At 43.3% G+C, this 17,319-nt stretch carries 17 protein-coding genes and 2 other annotated features; of the genes, 15 read left to right on the top strand and 2 right to left on the bottom strand.

Going from position 1 to position 17,319, the window contains the following annotated elements; translation table 11 throughout:
• Positions 1-69 precede the first annotated feature (69 nt).
• Together JZO70_RS00470 and JZO70_RS00465 are read left to right on the top strand one after the other, a co-directional pair.
• Positions 70-966, top strand: a complete 897-nt coding sequence (locus tag JZO70_RS00470; protein ID WP_207671559.1) for a permease — start codon at positions 70-72, stop codon at positions 964-966.
• A gap of 10 nt (positions 967-976) precedes the next feature.
• The gene (locus tag JZO70_RS00465) at positions 977-1,813 is read left to right on the top strand and encodes a TIGR03943 family putative permease subunit (protein ID WP_207671558.1); all 837 of its coding nucleotides are present in this window, start codon (positions 977-979) and stop codon (positions 1,811-1,813) included.
• Positions 1,814-1,844: 31 nt separating this feature from the next.
• Here JZO70_RS00465 and JZO70_RS00460 read toward each other — a convergent pair whose 3' ends face one another.
• Positions 1,845-2,999, bottom strand: a complete 1,155-nt coding sequence (locus JZO70_RS00460; RefSeq protein WP_207671557.1) for a cation diffusion facilitator family transporter — start codon at positions 2,997-2,999, stop codon at positions 1,845-1,847.
• A gap of 380 nt (positions 3,000-3,379) precedes the next feature.
• Here JZO70_RS00460 and JZO70_RS00455 point away from each other — a divergent pair, with 380 nt between their 5' ends.
• The gene (locus JZO70_RS00455) at positions 3,380-3,730 is read left to right on the top strand and encodes a hypothetical protein (RefSeq protein WP_207671556.1); all 351 of its coding nucleotides are present in this window, start codon (positions 3,380-3,382) and stop codon (positions 3,728-3,730) included.
• A gap of 131 nt (positions 3,731-3,861) precedes the next feature.
• Positions 3,862-5,793: a glucosaminidase domain-containing protein gene (locus JZO70_RS00450; RefSeq protein WP_207671555.1), complete on the top strand. Its 1,932-nt coding sequence runs from the start codon at positions 3,862-3,864 to the stop codon at positions 5,791-5,793.
• A 310-nt stretch (positions 5,794-6,103) separates the two neighbouring features.
• On the opposite strand, the gene JZO70_RS00445 is transcribed toward JZO70_RS00450, so the two are convergent.
• Positions 6,104-6,556 carry an OsmC family protein gene (locus JZO70_RS00445; RefSeq protein ID WP_207671554.1) on the bottom strand — a complete coding sequence of 151 codons (453 nt, stop codon included), beginning with the start codon at positions 6,554-6,556 and terminating at the stop codon, positions 6,104-6,106.
• Between the two features lie 199 nt (positions 6,557-6,755).
• Between JZO70_RS00445 and JZO70_RS00440 the strand changes: the two genes are divergently transcribed.
• From JZO70_RS00440 to trpA, 11 genes are all read left to right on the top strand, one after another.
• Positions 6,756-7,589 (top strand): formate/nitrite transporter family protein, encoded by an 834-nt coding sequence (locus JZO70_RS00440; RefSeq protein ID WP_242703698.1) that lies wholly within the window; start codon positions 6,756-6,758, stop codon positions 7,587-7,589.
• A gap of 153 nt (positions 7,590-7,742) precedes the next feature.
• Positions 7,743-8,555, top strand: a complete 813-nt coding sequence (yidA, locus tag JZO70_RS00435) for a sugar-phosphatase (protein WP_207671552.1) — start codon at positions 7,743-7,745, stop codon at positions 8,553-8,555.
• Positions 8,556-8,625: 70 nt separating this feature from the next.
• Positions 8,626-8,964 carry an iron-sulfur cluster biosynthesis family protein gene (locus tag JZO70_RS00430; RefSeq protein ID WP_207671551.1) on the top strand — a complete coding sequence of 113 codons (339 nt, stop codon included), beginning with the start codon at positions 8,626-8,628 and terminating at the stop codon, positions 8,962-8,964.
• A gap of 224 nt (positions 8,965-9,188) precedes the next feature.
• Entirely contained in the window at positions 9,189-10,292 is a 1,104-nt protein-coding gene (locus tag JZO70_RS00425; RefSeq protein WP_207671550.1) for an NADH-dependent flavin oxidoreductase, read from the top strand.
• Between the two features lie 66 nt (positions 10,293-10,358).
• Positions 10,359-10,587: a binding site (T-box leader), on the top strand.
• Between the two features lie 37 nt (positions 10,588-10,624).
• Positions 10,625-10,858, top strand: a binding site (T-box leader).
• A gap of 51 nt (positions 10,859-10,909) precedes the next feature.
• Positions 10,910-12,271: an anthranilate synthase component I gene (gene trpE, locus JZO70_RS00420; protein WP_207671549.1), complete on the top strand. Its 1,362-nt coding sequence runs from the start codon at positions 10,910-10,912 to the stop codon at positions 12,269-12,271.
• Entirely contained in the window at positions 12,268-12,849 is a 582-nt protein-coding gene (locus JZO70_RS00415; RefSeq protein ID WP_207671548.1) for an anthranilate synthase component II, read from the top strand. Before trpE ends, JZO70_RS00415 begins: the two co-directional genes overlap by 4 nt.
• Positions 12,833-13,846 (top strand): anthranilate phosphoribosyltransferase, encoded by a 1,014-nt coding sequence (gene trpD / locus JZO70_RS00410; RefSeq protein ID WP_207671547.1) that lies wholly within the window; start codon positions 12,833-12,835, stop codon positions 13,844-13,846. Before JZO70_RS00415 ends, trpD begins: the two co-directional genes overlap by 17 nt.
• Positions 13,846-14,601: an indole-3-glycerol phosphate synthase TrpC gene (gene trpC / locus JZO70_RS00405; RefSeq protein WP_207671546.1), complete on the top strand. Its 756-nt coding sequence runs from the start codon at positions 13,846-13,848 to the stop codon at positions 14,599-14,601. Before trpD ends, trpC begins: the two co-directional genes overlap by 1 nt.
• Positions 14,601-15,233: a phosphoribosylanthranilate isomerase gene (locus tag JZO70_RS00400; protein ID WP_207671545.1), complete on the top strand. Its 633-nt coding sequence runs from the start codon at positions 14,601-14,603 to the stop codon at positions 15,231-15,233. Before trpC ends, JZO70_RS00400 begins: the two co-directional genes overlap by 1 nt.
• Positions 15,211-16,404 carry a tryptophan synthase subunit beta gene (gene trpB, locus JZO70_RS00395; protein ID WP_207671544.1) on the top strand — a complete coding sequence of 398 codons (1,194 nt, stop codon included), beginning with the start codon at positions 15,211-15,213 and terminating at the stop codon, positions 16,402-16,404. The genes JZO70_RS00400 and trpB overlap by 23 nt, the downstream gene beginning before the upstream one ends.
• Positions 16,401-17,186, top strand: coding sequence for a tryptophan synthase subunit alpha (gene trpA, locus JZO70_RS00390; protein ID WP_207671543.1), 786 nt, complete (start codon positions 16,401-16,403; stop codon positions 17,184-17,186). Before trpB ends, trpA begins: the two co-directional genes overlap by 4 nt.
• Positions 17,187-17,319 lie beyond the last annotated feature (133 nt).

Raw genomic sequence — 17,319 nt, 5'->3', positions numbered from 1 at the left:
TAAAAGAGCTTGTGTCTTTTTTTGCGCAGGAGTATAGTAATGATCGATATTAGTACAGGAGGTTAAGGGATGCTGACGTTTATTCCCCATTCGATCTTACAAATGAGTACGATCTTTCTTTCAATAATTGTAGAGGCGGTTCCGTTTGTTTTACTGGGCTGCATTATTTCAGGAGCCCTGCAGGTTTACTTAACAGCGGAGCGTGTCCAGCGCATCCTGCCGAAAAACAAATTTCTCGCCATTTTAGTTGGTTCAGGCTTGGGGTTTTTCTTTCCCTCCTGTGAATGTGGGATTGTACCAATTGTTACCCAGTTTATGAAAAAGGGGGTACCGGAGTATACCGCCTTTGCTTTTATGGTGACGGCTCCGATTATAAATCCGATTGTACTGTTTGCGACCTTTGTTGCCCTGGGTAACAGTGCTCGCTTTGCGTTGCTGCGGGTGGGAGGGAGCCTACTGGTAGCTTTAGTCATCGGTTCGTGGATTGCTTACTTTAACAAGCTGCCGATTTTAAAGGAAGAGCTGGTGGAAGCAGGTCATCACCATCATGAACATTCTTCGCATCCAAAAAAAGGTGGACGTGTTTTTGAAGTATTAGCCCATGCCATCGATGAATTCTTTGATACCGGGCGCTATTTGATTATTGGCGGCCTGATTGCAGCCAGCATGCAGGTTTATTTACCAACTCAGGTACTGCTGCAGCTGACTTCATCACGATTGGTATCCATTTTAGTGATGCTGGTATTGGCATTCACTATGTCGCTGTGTTCAGAGGCAGATGCCTTTGTGGGTTCTTCGTTGCTGTCGTTGTTTGGCGTCAATTCAGTAGTGGCCTTTTTAGTTTTCGGTCCGATGGTGGATATCAAAAATTTGATGATGATGAAACGAGTCTTTCACGGCAAATTCATTTTGCAGCTGATGGCGATTATCACAGTGGTTGTCGCCTGTTACGCATATTTGATTTAGGAGGTAGCATATGTTCCGCTTTTTAATTTTATCCGGCTATTTCGAATGGATGATGTATTTGCAGGTATCAGGCAAGCTGAACCAATATATCAATGTCCACTACATTTATCTAGTTTATTTGACGATGGCCTTGTCTTTGCTGCTGTCCTTGGTCCAATTAAAGCTTTGGGTGGAAAAAAGTGAAGGAAAAGAAAACGATCACCATCATCATGGTCACGAACACGGGTTGACGAAACGTTCCCAGAAACTGGCGGCATATCTGCTGCTAAGTCTGCCGTTGATCGCCGGCACACTCTTTCCGACGATTAGCTTAGACACGACGATTGTTGAGGCAAAAGGTTTCAGTTTTCCGGTAAGTAAAGAATCGGTAGGGGATCCTGAGATGAATACCCAATATTTGAAGCCGGACACCAGCATTTATTACAATAAAGATGATTACGATAAGCAGATGGATGAATTACTGGCTAAATACCAGGAAAATGATGTACTGCAGGTCATCGATGAGAACTATCTGGAAGTGATGGAGCTGATTTACAACTACCCCAATACTTTTGTAGGTAAAAAGCTTTCTTATGATGGGTTTGATTACCAGACCACAAAGGACCAAACCTATAATTTTCTGTTCCGCTTTGGCATTATCCACTGTGTTGCCGACTCAGGTGTGTTCGGCTTGATGATGCGGCTGCCGGAAAATGCACAGGTGACTAACAATCAATGGCTGCATGTAGAAGGAACGATTGAATTGGATTACTTCGAACCCTTCAAACGACAGCTGCCAGCACTAGCGGTTGAAAAGATCCAACCGATTGAAACACCGAAGAACCAGTATGTTTACCGGTCATTTTAAGCAAAAAAGACGCCAATCTCGGCGTCTTTTTTTATAGCAGATAAGTTCGGTCAAAAATGATTGACATGGTTGCTGGCGTATTTTCTTGAATATAATTATGAGTAATTAATTCGCCTAATTCATCATTGGACAATTTCAATCCTTCTGGAACGACTAGATCAAAGTAAATCACTTCTGGCTCGATGGTAGAATCAATCCGCAAATCGTGAAAACGCAGCTGAGGGTGGATATCCCGCAGGATTTGCTTCAGTTTTGGTGCGACTCGCTGAAAATCTGGATCATCCAACGGATAAGGATCCACGTGGCAAACCAAGTCCACACCAGTATTTGTTTTCACTTCCTGTTCGATCGTATCAATCACATCATGGGCATGAATCAGGCTCCAATCCTGATCTACTTCAATATGAACGGAGGCAAATACGCTATTGGGCCCGTAGCTGTGAATCAACAAGTCATGATAACCGATAATATCCGGAAACTTATCCAAATGGGCTCGAATTTCACCAATTTCATCCTCGGGTGCCCGTACACCCATCAACTCGTCGATAAATTCTTTGATCATCTTCACTCCGGTATAAATAATGTATAAAGCAATTAGAAAACCAATGTAGCCGTCAATTCGCCAGCCGGTTAACCATTCAATAATCGCTGAAAACAAAACGGCAATGGTGGTGTAGACATCGTTGAAGCTGTCTTGGGCGGTAGCCTGGAGCGTATTTGATTGGATTTTTTTACCTAAGCTGCGGTAAATACCGCCCTGAACGACCTTCATCAAAATAGAGAGAACCAAAACGATATATACAATAGAAGAAAGCTGCACGCTGGCAGGATTGAAAATTTTGATAAGTGAGCTGTCTAAAAAGCGAATCCCTACATAGGTGACCAAGATTGAAATCACAAAGCCGCTGACATATTCGAAACGTTCGTGTCCGTAGGGATGATCCTTATCGGCCGGTTTTCCGGCGATTTTGAAACCGGCTAAGGTAATAAACGAAGAGGCGGTGTCTGATAGATTGTTCATGGCGTCTGCGGTGATGGAGACACTTCCGGAAAGTGTTCCGATAAACAGCTTAGCAGCAAAGAGCAGAAAGTTAGACAAAAGCCCCATGATCCCCGCTAGAATTCCCACTGCTGTCCGTTCACTGCTTCTAAAAAGTTTCTGTATTTTATTAATTAAATGTGTCATAGATTGTACATCCTTTATTTGGCATTAGTTGCTAGTATAGCGCAAATAAAAGTCAGAAAAAAGCATTAAGGCGAGCCTAAATGATAAAAAATCGATTTAAGGTATACTTTAAACAATTGAGGTTTACCTTTAAGGTGGTCTATATTATGAGAATTTACACTTTTTTGCATTGTAGCAGGACATCTCAGCTGAGTTTCTTTATAATAGGTGTAAGGGAATACAAATGTTTAGGACGCAAGTCCAACTTTGGGCAACAAAGCAAGAGTCAAAAATCCATCTAAAATATGTCTTTGTAAGTTAGCCAGATGGTATGTGTGGAGAAAGCGAATTAATTTTTCTACAGGAAAAATCACATTAAAATTAGCGGGAGGAAGAAAAGTATGGATCATCAAGCAGAAGACACAGATATTTTATTATGGGACATTGAAAACGGGGATGTAATTACCGCATTGGAGGATTTTATCGAAGACTGGAAAGCATCGCAAAACAGCGATTTAAAGGAATACTTGCGCAGCTATACCATCTACTTTAAGAGCGATGATGCTACTAAAGAAGCCATCCGTCTAGTTTTAGGCTATGCCAAAGAACTAATGGACGGTCAGCGGGAAAACGTTGATTTTTACGAAAATAAAATTTGGACGCTGTCAAATGGCCAACGGGTGAGAATGGCCCATTATTACGAGCGTTCCAGTGCTGAGCTGATGAAGGGAATTATTTCTAGAAGGAATTAACAACAATAATGAGGAGTTAATTGAGAATAAGGTGAAAGTTTGGTGAGGTATCCTTTAGACATCTAAAATAGTTCATGTTATAATAAAGATAAAAATTATTTTTGATGACTAATAGAAGCGAGGGATAGATATTGCAGTATAAAAAGCTAACAACTTTATTGACTTTAGGGGTACTTATTGCGCCTACCGTTCTGTCAACCCAACAAGTTATGGCAGCAGAAACACAGGAATCTACCGTTCAGTCATCTGAGCAGACTACGGATTCTTCCACTGTGCCAGCACCGGAACCAGCACCGCAACCGGAGCCAACGCCAGAACCAATACCAGAACCAGAACCGACGCCTGAACCAACACCGGAGCCGGAGCCGGAACCGGAACCTGAAATTAAAACATACAGCTTGTTTGTTGCGGGAAATCCGTTAACGCAAGCCGTCTATACTGATAGTGCTGGCAACCAGCTTCATTTTGATCGTATTTCTGAGATTGAAAAAGATGGCTTGGTAAAATACACAGTCAGCTTGAAGGACAACAATAAAACAAGAATTAAAGAAGTAAAAATTGTGAATCGTGCTACCGGTGAGGTTATCAAAAGCAGCAACCTAGCAACCGATTCATTTAATATGCCGGAAGCTGATGTTGAGGTTCAACTGATAGTTGAAGCAAAACCTGCTCCGGAAAAACCGACGGAAGACCAAGGCAGTGGGCAGCAAACTGATGATAAAACGCCATCAAACGATAGTGATAATACGTCAGAGTCGACACCTGCTCCAGCACCTGCAACACCTGAGCAGCCAAGACAGCCTGATCCTGAGAGCAGTGATGTGCGGATACCTTCCAACGAAACTGCACCAATTATTGGTAACGATGTGCAAAATGCAATTGTTCAAGAGGCGTATCGCCATCTAGGCAAGCCTTATGTTTGGGGTGCCAAAGGTCCGAACGCGTTTGACTGTTCCGGATTAGCTTATGCAGTGTACGCAGCCGCTACTGGTCATTACATTGGTGGATGGACTGGCGATCAGCAATATTCTGGTACCCAAATTCCTGTTAGTGATGCGCAACCAGGGGATTTATTATTCTGGGGAGCACCAACTAGTGTGACCACTCACGTAGCGATTTATATCGGCAACGGCCAATATATTCATGCGCCGCAGCCAGGTGATGTAGTTAAAATCGGCAGTCTTAGCGGCTTTATGCCAACCTTTGCGGTACGAGTGAACATTGCCGGCTTGCCACAAGCGACCTCTTCTTTAGCGAATGCTTTTGGGGAATACAGCAGTGATCAGCCGTTTGTTTTCAACAAAAACCAAACCACTGACCAATTTATCGAAAAAATTGGCGAAATGTCCAGAGAAGTCGGTCAAAAGAACGGCATTTACTCTTCTGTTATGCTGGCACAGGCGATTTTGGAAAGCGGCTCAGGCAACAGTGCCTTGGCTTCTGAACCAAACTTCAACCTTTTCGGCATTAAGGGTAAATATCAGGATACCAGTGTATCCTTCCGTACCTTGGAACAGGATGCAGTCGGCAGCAGTTTCCAAATTACCGCTGAATTCCGTAAATATCCGTCTTACAAAGAATCATTAGAGGATTACGCGAAATTAATCAAAGAAGGGATTTCGGGTAATGAGGATTTCTACAAGCCAACTTGGAAATCTGAAACAGAATCTTATAAAGATGCGACGGAACATTTGCAAGGCCGTTATGCGACCGATAAACGCTACGCTGAAAAATTAAATGCGATTATCGAAGCCTATGATCTGACGGAATACGACCAAGCCAAGGAAAACGATCGGCCAGAATTAACTGATTTGAAAACTGGCTTTACGATTGGTGATACATTAAGAACCAAGCTGATTACATCTCTAAGCTTCAATTCAGAGGTTCCTGACGCGATTTCAACTAAATACTTCGTTGATTTGTTCAGAGGAGACAGCTTGATTGCTCTAGCAGCCACCTCAGTTCGTACAAAGGATCAAGTCAAGCAGACTAATCAAGAAGCTTCACCGCTTCATATTGCGTTAAGTAAAAGTATAGTGGCAGTCTTGCCGCCAATTCAATAAAATGCAAAGAACCTCAACACGCTAATAAAGGTGTTGAGGTTCTATTTGCTGAGAAGATTTAGCAGTTGTAACCAAAAAGTAAAATGAACAAAATTAGGTATAGGATCACTAATTCTACTACGATGCCTACTAGAAGGAAAGACAGTTGTATTACTCGTCTTCCTGCGAAGGATTTAACTGCTCCCTTCATTATGAAAAATCCTGCTGCTGCTAAAGCAATCAATGAAAAAACAAAAATCATCCTAGTAGTACCAAAAAATTCGAACATAAGAATCACCTTTCAATGCTATGGGAATGAGGCGATGGACAATTAGTTAACGGTATATTTTTCAAAGGAAAGATTAGTTTCCATATCCGGGGTGTTGACGATAGTGTCCTTAACCGGGCAGGTGCGCTCAATGAAGGCAATAAAGTCATCAATTTCTTCTTGCGTGTTTTCAGCGACAATCGTATAGTTCGTAGTGATTTTTGAGAATCCCACCTTTATATCGGGCTGGCCTTTCAGACGATCGGAGTCGATTTCCCCTAGAATTTCTACCTTCATCGATTTCAGCTGGATTTTATGGGGCTGATAGAAGAAGCGGGCCACCATCATCTTGCAGGCGCCTAAAGAACAAAGCAAGGCTTCCAGTGGATTCATCGCCTGATTGGTACCGCCAACATTTTCCGGTTCGTCGATTAAAAATTCAAACCCTCGTGCTGAGCATTTCAGCTGTAATCCGCCTAAAGATTCTACCTCTGCTTTTAAGATTTGTTTGACCATACCATTTCCTCCTGACTCGTTTTCTTAATGATAACCCTTTTATTAATTTGTTAAAAGACCTACATGATAAAAGATTAATGAAAAACATGTTGAAAACATGATGCAAATCATGTATTATATGTTCAGTTATGGCCCTAGTATAGGAGAAGGAAGGAAACAAATGAAAACAAATCTAACAATGGAAATAGATGAGGATACGATGGAAAATTCAAAAAATAATGCAACAACTCAACCAGCTGTGAAATATTTCCCATTAATGAGTCAATTAGACAAGTCAATCAAGAAGAAAAAAGAATTATTTGAGGGCAGCCTGCCTCGTTATGCCGTCCGTTCAATGTTGGCTTGCTTGTTCTTAGCTTTAGGAACAGCGATTGCCTTTTACATTGCGATTCGTACGCAGCAAGCCATCCCAGGTTTGGAAAAAATGAGCTATGCCTTTATGTTCAGCTGGTCATTGGTAATGATCATCTTTATGAACGCGGAGCTTGGCACTTCTAACATGCTGTATATGACTGTCGGTGTTTACCGCAAAAAGGTTTCATTAAGCTTTGCAGCAAAATTATTATTCACGTGTATCTTTTTCAACTTAATCGGCGGCGTTCTTTGCGGCTACTTGTTGTCACTAACTGCACCTTTTGGTCACTTAGAACCAGGCAACTATATGTTTACCGGGATTGCTGATAAATTAAGTAAATCAACGCTTCAAATTTTGGTTGAAGGTATGTTCGCCAATATCGTTGTTAACATTGCCGTTTTAGCCAGCATGCGTATGAAGGATGATGCAGCTAAAATTATGGCAATTATTTTCATCATTTTCATCTTTGCTTTCTTAGGATTTGAGCACGTTATTGCTAACTTCCCAGCATTTTCACTTGCTTACTTTGCTTCTCATGGAACCATTGAAGGCATGAATGCAGCCAGTGTTTTACACAACCTGTTCTTCACGTTGATCGGCAACTTTGTCGGCGGCGGATTAGTGATGGGTCTAGGTTACGCTTGGCTAAATAAAACAGACACTTCATATGTCGACTAAACACTGCTTACGCGGTGTTTTTTCTTTGCCTTTTTTTGGAACATTGGGTAAAGATTCGTTGCTGGATTAAGAAATTCTTGCAGTAGGTTCGGTGTTGTGTTTAACTGGTAAATGGAAGAAACTTTTAAGATGCAGATGCATTAGGAGGAAAATATGTCAGTAAAATTAGTTGCCATTGATATGGACGGAACCTTATTAAATGAACGGGGCGAGCTTTCGCCAGCCGTTGTAGAAAGTGTTAAAAAAGCCCGGAAAACTGGCGCGTACATTGTCATTTGTACTGGTCGGCCTTTATCAGGGGCGTTGGAACAATTAGATACCTTGGATTTATTATCTGCAGATGACTATGTCATTTCTTATAATGGTAGTTTAGTGTTAAACACCAACACTTGGGATGTCGTATCTCAACATGGGTTAACCCGAGACGATTATTTGTATTTTGACATGCTGGCACGTAAAATCGGTGTGCACATTCATACTGTCGATCGTGATGCAATTTATACCTCGAATCGTGATATCAGCCGTTACTCAGTCAATGAAGCACACATGGTAAATCTGCCATTGAAATATCGGACACCAGAAGAAATCGCTGATGAAGTGTCAGCAGTAAAATTAATGATGATTGATGAGCCGGAAATTTTAAAAGCTGCTATCGAAAAAATTCCGAAGCATTTATTTGAAGAGTATACCTTGGTAACCAGCTCTCCGTATTATTTGGAAATTTTAAACAAAGATGCCAGCAAAGGTTCAGCGGTAAAAGAATTGGCAGATCATTTAGGTATCAAGCAAGAAGAAGTAATGGCTATTGGCGATGCAGAAAATGATTTGTCTATGTTAAAATACGCCGGTGTATCGGTAGCAATGGGCAATGGCACACCTGAAGTCAAAGCAGTGGCTAAATACGAAGTTGCTTCCAACGCAGAAGACGGCGTAAAAGAAGCATTGGAACGTTGGGTAATGCAATAATTTTGTGAGCAGATTGTTTTGGTCTCCTTTTTTCTCGCGTTATAATTCAGAAGAAGAGGAGGAGATAACTATGAAACTTACAATTCGTGATCAAGCAGTGGATGCATTAACCAACAAACTCGATTCTAATAGCGGGTTTATCCTGGCTTTAAACGATGGCTCTAACCAATTTTCAACTGTGGGCGGTTCTTGTGCGGTAGGGGATAAGTTCCAAATTATTCCAGCCGACGAACCAACCGGACAATTCCAAGAAAAATTAGAAAACGATCAGTTTAACGTCTACATTTCTGATGAAGAAAAAGTTTTCTTAGGCAACGAGGTCGTTATCGACTTCAACGAACGCCTGAGCACATTCTCCTTGAAGAATGAAAGCGGCACGTTAGATCCAAATATTTTATTAAAGAAATAGCTAGTTGAAGCAATCCTGAATTCAGGGTTGCTTTTTTGCCAGTCTTGCTTTTCGCAGTTATATAAATGCAGAAAGAAATGAATAGACTACAACAAATAAAACACTTGAGCAGTTTAGCAAGATGGTGTGCGTACGAGAATAGGAATGATTTTTCTCGGTTTTTAGAAAAATCAATTCCTTAGCCCGAGCTAGCGTGTTATTCTAATCAAAAAGGAGCTGATTCAATGTCAACGATCAATGAAAAACTAACCTTCAAACGCGGGTTAACATTAAAGAACCGAATCATGATGGCACCGATGACTACCAAAATGAGCTTTTATGATGGAGTAGTCACTCAAGATGAGATTGACTATTACAGCATGCGAGCTGGAGAAATTGGCGCAGTGATTACTGGAGCAGCCAATGTTCAACCAGACGGCAAAGGCTGGGAAGGGGAATTAGGTGTTTACGACGACAAATTCATTCCTGGTTTAGCCAAATTAGCAGCCGGGATTAAGAAAAACGGTACCAAGGCGATTTTACAGATTTTCCATGGCGGCCGGATGACTAACAGTCAGGTGCTGCGGGGTACTCAGCCGGTATCGGCTAGTGCAGTGGCAGCGGAACGGCCAGATGCGGAAACTCCGCGAGCGTTGGAAAGTGAAGAAATTGTTGCCTTAATCAGCAATTTCAAAGCGGCAACCAAACGAGCGATTGCTGCTGGTTTTGATGGCGTGGAATTGCATGGCGCTAATACGTATTTGCTTCAGCAGTTTTTCTCTCCTCATTCCAATCGCCGGGAAGATGAGTGGGGCGGCAGTTTGGAGAAACGTTTTCGCTTCATTAAAGAAGTGGTTCAAGCGGTGACTTCGGCGGTGGATGAATCAGGCGTGGAGAATTTTATTGTCGGCTATCGTTTTTCACCAGAAGAATACGAAAATCCAGGGATTCGTTTTGCGGATACGCTGTATTTAGTGGGTCAGTTGGCCGAAATGGGGCTGGATTATTTGCACATTTCCTTGAATCAAGCCGATAAAGTATCGGTGAGCGAAGACTACCAGGAAAAATCCATGATGGCTTATGTCTACGAAAAGATTAATGGGCGTTTGCCGTTGATCGGTGTCGGGGACGTTCGGGTAGGAAAAGATGCGGAAGCTATCTTGGCTCAAGCAGATGCAGTAGCGTTGGGTAAAGCCTTGCTGCTGGACCCTAACTGGCTGCCAAAAGTATTGAATGGTCAAGAGAATTTGATTCGCCAAGAGCTTTCTCGTTTTGATTGTGAGGAGCTGCGAATCAGCAATGGTGTCTGGGGTTTCTTGGAAAGTATGATGCCTGAGCGTTTGTATTAAAAAAAGCTGAATATTTTATCATAAAACACTTGACTCTTCTCATAAACAGGCGTATTCTATTAAAAAATAGATGTCATACAAAAGAGTAGTAACATGATTTTTTCTTTTCAGAGAGCTGATGGGGCTGTGAATCAGTAAGGGAAATGATGCGAATGGACTTTTGGACTGAGGCTTTGAACCTAAGTAGGAGCTTCCGGGCACTCCCGTTATAGAGAAAGGCTGTTGATAGACAGCTGATAGAGACATGCTTTTTAAGCATATATTGAGGTGGCACCGTGGAATAACCGCCCTCAAGTTGGACACCAGTCCGACTTGGGGGCTTTTTTTATTGAATGAAATCAGAAACAAGAGAAGTAGTCAGGGCAAGAAAAAATTACAGAAAGCTTCTAGTGATGAGAATGAAGCATTTTTCACCTGATGAATGGACTTGTTGGAGCATCCTTGAATCATAGTAGGGGATGACGGGCACTCCCGTTATAGAGGAAGATTGTTGATAGACAATCGATGGAGAGATGCTTTTTATAAAGCATACATTGAGGTGGTACCGTGCATAATGCGCCCTCAAGCTGGACACGAGTCTGGCTTGGGGGCTTTTTTCTTTGGAAAGGATGAACATAATGAAAATTTTAAAAAAATTGAGCGCTGATTGTGTCACACCGGTTTCGTTGTATTTTCGCTTAACTGGCGAGTCGAAATGCTTATTGGAAAGTATTCCGCGGGATTCAGAGACGAATCGTTACTCGTTAATCGCTTTTAATCCGGTTCATCATATTCAGTTTTTGGACAATGAGTTTTATTTTGACGATACCCATTATGCTTGTGCCGATCCATTGAAGGAGTTAGAGCGGTATGTGTTGAAGGATGAACCAATGGAGGGACTTCCATTTGAAGGTGGAGCGATTGGCTATGTCGGTTATGACATTGCGGCTTTATATGAAGACCTTGGAACGATTCCTGAGGATGCACTAGGGTTGCCGGATATGCAGTTTTACTTATTTGAAACTTTCGTGATTTATGATCATCAGCAGCAAACCTTAAATATTGTGGCCAGCGATCTTTACAGTCAGTGCGGCGAAGAAGTTTTAAAAGAGCGGGTGGCAAAAATCGAAGCGGAAATCTTCACGTTGCAGAAGGAAGAAAATCAGCCGCTGGAGCCGATCAAGCTGAGCTTCACCAGCAACTTTACGCAAGCGGAATATGAAGCAGTGGTGGAACAAGCCAAGCAATACATTCGCGAAGGAGATTTATTCCAAGTCGTTCCTTCCCAACGATTGAGTGCTGATTTTCCAGTTGAGCCGTTTCATTACTATCGCCATTTGCGAGTGACGAATCCATCGGCTTACTTGTACTACCTGCCTTTTCCTGAGGTAACAGTGATCGGCAGCTCGCCGGAAAGTCTGGTGCGGGTGAAGGGTGACACGGTGACAACTAATCCAATTGCCGGCACACGACGCCGGGGCTTAAATGAAATTGAAGATGACGGTTTGGCTGAAGAGCTGTTAACCGATGAAAAAGAAATCGCAGAGCATCAGATGTTAATCGACCTTGGTCGAAATGATATCGGCAAGGTTTCAGAAATCGGCAGTGTGCATGTTCCATTGTTCATGACAATTGAGCGTTATCGGTTCGTAATGCATATTGTTTCCTTAGTAGAAGGCAAGCTGCGGAAGGATCAAACCGCGATGGATGCCCTGAAAGCAACATTACCGGCGGGAACCGTCAGCGGAGCACCGAAGATTCGGGCGATGACCCGGATTTACGAATGGGAGCCGGTCAAGCGTTCCATCTATGCCGGAGCAGTTGGCTATCTATCCTGTGACAACCAAGCGGATTTCGCCATTGCCATCCGTACCATGGTGGTCAAGGACAAAAAAGCCCACGTACAAGCCGGTGGCGGAGTGGTTTATGATTCTGATCCCACCAGCGAATACTTAGAAACCATGCAGAAAGCCAAAGCATTATTGGAGGTAGGAAAATGATCTTATTAATTGATAATTATGATTCCTTTACGTATAACCTGGTTCACCAATTCGGCAGTGAGGATGATTTAGTCGTTGTACGCAATGACGCGCCAGAATTATTCCAGCTAGCTGAAGAGGCTGACGGAATTGTCCTTTCGCCGGGACCAGGCAAACCAGCCGATGCGGGTTTGATGGAAGAAGTCATTCGCCGCTTTTATCGCGACAAACCGATTTTAGGCATTTGCTTAGGGCACCAAGCCATCGGCGAAGTTTTCGGCGGCAAAGTGGTTTTGGCTCCAACGATTATGCACGGTAAACAGTCCACGATTTTCTTTAAAGCAAAAGGATGCTTCAAAGAAATTCAGACGCCGCTGCAGGTGATGCGTTATCACTCATTGATGATTGAAAAAGAAAGTTTTCCAGAAGCATTGGAAATTGTCGCTGAATGCGACGGCTGTATCATGGCTGTTCAACATAAAAAGTATCCGGTCTACGGATTGCAGTTCCACCCCGAATCAATCGGCACCGAAAAGGGCCAGCAATTGATCGATCAATTTATTAAGGAAGTAGGGAATACACATGCAACCATTATTTGAAAAAGTCTATCAAGGTCAAAATTTAACGACCAATGAAATGATCCAAATTTCCAGCAATATATTTGAAGGTAAATTAAGCGATACGCAAATTAGTGCGTTACTAATCGCTCTGAAATTAAAAGGAGTAACTTCTGAAGAATTAACCGGCTTAGCGACGATTATGCAGGGGAAAGCGGAAAAGATGCTGACGCCGCCAAAAGGTGTAATGGATAATTGCGGAACTGGCGGAGATCATTCTAACAGCTTCAACATTAGTACCACAGCTGCTTTCGTTTTAGCCGGTGGCGGGATACCGATGGCGAAACATGGCAATCGCAGTGTTTCCAGTCGTTCCGGCAGTGCTGATGTTTTAGAAAGCTTAGGTATCAGCTTAACGGTTTCACCGGAAAAAATTGATTACTTACTGCGGGAAGTGGGGATTGCCTTCTTATTCTCACCAGCGATGCATCCGGCGATGAAATACGTGATGGGCATCCGCCGCGACTTGGCAACACCAACAATTTTCAACCTGATCGGGCCAATCATTAATCCTTACCGTTTAGACAATCAATTGATGGGCACCTTTGCTGGCGATTCTATCAGCGAAACCGCTGAAACGTTAGGCAAAATGGGACGGAAAAAAGCGATTGTGGTTCACGGAGCCCACGGGATGGACGAAGCCAACTTGGCAGGTACTACTAATTGTGCGGTTTATCAAGATGGCAAAGTTTCGAATTTCTCCTTCACGCCAGAAGAATATGGCTTTGAGCGTGCGCCTTTATCAGCAATCGTCGGCGGCGAAGCGCAACAGAACCGGGATATTTTATTATCAGTTCTGCAAAATGAAGCATCCGTTTATTACGACACAGTTTTATTGAATGCCGGTTTAGGATTTTTGGCCAGCGGCAAGGCTGCATCCTTAGAAGCAGGAATTATGGAAGCAAAACAATCATTAAAATCAGGGGCAGCCATGGATTGCCTGCAAAAATTAATTCGTGAACAAAGGGCGGTGGCATAGTGGATTTTCTAGCAACGATTTTAGAGAAAAAAGCCGAAGAGGTAGCACAGCTGCCAGAAGTCGAAGTGGAAAACGAGACTAGTCGACCTTCCTTTTATCAAACAGTTAAGAATGCACCGGAAAACATCCATTTAATCGGTGAAATCAAGCGGGCTTCTCCATCAAAAGGCGATATTCGCACCGACGTAGATATATTAGCCCAAGCAAAAACTTATGAAGCCAGCGGAGTCACGGCAATTTCAGTTCTAACCGACGAAGTGTTCTTCAAAGGAACGATCGATGATTTGCAGGCCGTGTGTCAGGTGGTCAAGCTGCCCGTCTTATGCAAGGATTTTATCATTGATGAACGCCAGCTGGTTCGAGCGAAAAATGCCGGCGCCAGTATAGTTTTGTTGATTGTGGCGGCTTTGACGGAGGAGCGTTTAGCTGAGCTGTATCAAGCGGCTAAAAAAATCGGCTTGGAAGTTTTAGTAGAAACCCACAACCAACAGGAGTTGGACGTGGCTCACCGCATTGGAGCAAAAATTATTGGCGTGAATAATCGAGACTTAACAACATTTGAGGTTACGATCGCTACTAGCGAAGCGTTGGCTCAGCCAGCCAATGATCGTGTGTACATCAGTGAATCAGGATTTAAAACGGTCGAAGATGTTCAACGGATCGCCAAAGATTATCAAGCAGTGTTAGTGGGAGAAACCTTAATGCGGGCAGATAATTTAGCAGAAACCATTAAGGAACTGCGGGTGAAACGGTAATGAGCAAGATTAAAATTTGCGGTTTGTCTACTATTGAAGCAGTGGAAACCGCAGTGAAGAGCGGCGCCGATTATTTAGGCTTTGTCTTTGCGGAAAGTCCGCGGCAGGTGACACCAGAACAGGTGAGGGCCATCACGGAAAACGTGCCGGATGCGGTTAAAAAAGTCGGCGTGTTCGTTTCACCAATGTCGCAAGAAGTTGAAGCTATTATAAAAGCAGCCGATCTGGATTTTGTCCAAGTACACGGAGAACCGTTAACAGAAACGGTCAGCGTACCGATCATCCGAGCAGTCAGTATTCGCAAATCAACAGCCTTACCTGAAGCGGGAGTACCTGAAGCGGGAGTAGAGGAATATTTGTTACTGGACGCGCCCCCTGCTAAATATATGGGCGGCAACGGAACAGTTTTTGACTGGGAGGCAGTCGATCCCGCTAAACTACCGCAAGAAAAATTATTTATCGCCGGTGGACTTACCCCGGAAAATGTCGCAAGTGCCATCCGTTATTTCCAACCACTGGCTGTGGATGTCTCCAGTGGGGTGGAAACTGACGGTCAAAAAGATTTGAAAAAAATTACTGCCTTTTGCCAGGCAGCCAAGGAGGAAACACATGTATCAGCAACCAACAACTAAAGGCTTTTACGGCGAATTCGGTGGACAATTTGTCCCGGAAACTTTGATGTACGCCGTTCAAGAATTAACCGAAACCTACAAAAGCTCAAAACAGGACCCAGAATTCCAGAAAGAATTGGCTTATTATTTAACCCAATATGTAGGCCGGGAAAATCCGTTGTTTTTCGCCGAACGTTTAACCGAAAAACTAGGCGGCGCTAAAATTTATCTGAAACGGGAAGACTTGAACCATACCGGTGCTCATAAAATAAACAACGCTATCGGCCAAGTACTGCTGGCGAAACGTATGGGCAAAAATAAAATTGTTGCCGAAACTGGTGCGGGTCAACATGGTGTGGCAACTGCTACAGCGGCGGCATTGTTCGGCATGGAATGTATCGTCTTCATGGGAGAAGTTGATGTAAAACGTCAAGAATTGAACGTTTTCCGGATGGAGCTTTTAGGCGCGAAGGTGGAAAGTGTCGTTTCTGGAAGTAAAACCTTGAAGGATGCCGTGAATGAGGCGCTGAGATACTGGGTTGCTAACGTTGAAGATACCCATTATGTGATGGGTTCTGTTTTAGGTCCGCATCCGTTTCCAGAAATTGTGCGGGACTATCAAAGTGTGATCGGCAGTGAAGCGCGCCGTCAAATTTTGGAAGCCGAAGGACGCTTGCCAGATGTGGCTTTAGCCTGTGTCGGCGGCGGCAGTAATTCGATGGGATTATTTTATCCTTTTGTAGAAGATGAAGGGGTTCGCTTGATCGGAGTGGAGGCTGCTGGGAAAGGGTTGCACACCGATGAACACGCGGCACCGATTACTCAGGGCGACATTGGTGTATTGCATGGCGCGCGGATGCATTTGTTGCTGGATGATGATGGACAGGTGATTGAAGCGTACTCGATTTCAGCTGGCTTGGATTATCCAGGCGTTGGACCGGAGCATTCGTACTTATACAGCATCGAGCGGGCAGAATATGTCACCATCGATGACGATGAAGCGGTGGAAGCCTTCCATTTATTGTCACGAGCAGAGGGAATTATTCCAGCTTTGGAAAGCTCTCACGCGATTGCTCATGTGATGAAGCTGGCGCCGCAAATGGAAAAAGATCAAATCATCGTTCTCTGCTTGTCAGGACGAGGCGACAAAGATGTTCAGCAAATCAAGGATCGGATGGAGGCAGCAAAATGAAAACTTTAACTACCTATTTAAAGAAAAAAGCCGAAAAGCAAAAATTGTTTGTTCCCTATATTATGGCGGGTGCTCAAGGTTTAGAAGCTTTGCCGGAAGAAATTATTATGCTGGCGAAAAATGGTGCCACAGCGATTGAAATTGGTGTTCCATTTTCTGATCCAGTTGCTGACGGTCCGATTATTCAAGAAGCCGGTTTGCGAGCATTAGCTAACAAAGTCACTTTGAAAAAATTAATTGAGCTGCTGCAAAAATTTGATTCACCTGTTCCGTTGATTTTTATGGGCTACAGCAATTCCTTTTTCCATTATGGGTTGGAAAAGCTGGCTAAAGATTTAGAGAATACCGATGTAAAGGGCTTTATCATCCCGGATTTACCTTATGAACATCGCGATTTGGTTTTGCCAACCTTTGATGCGTCAGATTTGGCTTTGCTGCAGTTGATTTCTTTAACTAGTCCACAGGAACGGATCAAAACGTTGTTAGAAGCAGCAGAAGGATTTGTGTACGCGGTAACGATTAACGGAACAACAGGAACCGGTAAGGATTATCGCGACAATTTGGATGAGCATTTAGCAGCTATTACGAAAGAAAGCAAAATTCCCGTTTTAGCCGGCTTTGGTGTTTCGGAACGAGCACATGTTGAACGTTTTAATGAGTGCTGCGATGGAGTAGTAGTTGGTTCGAAAATTGTTCAAACGCTAAAAGAAAAAGGTCTGGAAGAAACCAGCCAGTTAGTTGGTTCGTTAACACAGCCTTTAGAAAAGGCCAACGCCAGCTGACAAAATGAACGTTTGGAATCTTTGACTTCGGTCAGAGGCTTCAAGCGTTTTTTTATTATTGTAAATCCTAGTATCGCAAACGAATACGCCGGAGTTACGTCAAAAATGGATGGTAACGCATCAAGAATCGTTT

Source organism: Candidatus Enterococcus moelleringii (assembly GCF_017377575.1).
In the GTDB taxonomy this organism is placed as follows: Bacteria; Bacillota; Bacilli; order Lactobacillales; family Enterococcaceae; genus Enterococcus_A; species Enterococcus_A moelleringii.
The sequence above is the reverse complement of the archived record's forward strand: the minus strand, read 5'-3'. Positions and strand labels throughout refer to the sequence as shown.